Source organism: Enterobacter cloacae complex sp.6700776, assembly GCF_048284255.1.
Lineage (GTDB): Bacteria > Pseudomonadota > Gammaproteobacteria > Enterobacterales > Enterobacteriaceae > Enterobacter > Enterobacter intestinihominis.
On the sequence record NZ_JBLVYK010000094.1, the window covers coordinates 1 to 348 of the forward strand.

Below are 348 nucleotides of genomic sequence, written 5' to 3' on the forward strand. Positions count from 1 at the left end.
GGTTAAAGGTTGATGCACCTTGCACCATTCCCACCAGCAATGCTTGTTGGTCAAAGCTTAACTCATTGATTGGTCGACCAAAGTAATACAAACTCGCCAGCGGGAAGCCACGAATTTCATCATTACCATTTTGCCCTAAATAGACCTCATTCAAATACAGTTCAAGAATGCGTTCTTTGCTGTAGTTATAGTCTAAAATCAATGCCATAAAGGCTTCATTAGCTTTACGTTTCAGAGTTCTTTCGTTGGTTAAAAATAGGTTTTTCACCAACTGCTGCGTTAAGGTACTTCCCCCTTGTACGGAACGACCTGCAGTGACGTTCGCTACCACCGCACGACCGATAGAAT

Annotated in this window: 1 protein-coding gene; it reads right to left on the bottom strand. The window is 42.8% G+C overall.

Going from position 1 to position 348, the window contains the following annotated elements; genetic code table 11:
- Positions 1-348: transglycosylase domain-containing protein (locus ACNQ0T_RS23370; RefSeq protein ID WP_417930400.1), on the bottom strand; the 348-nt coding region annotated here is incomplete at both ends.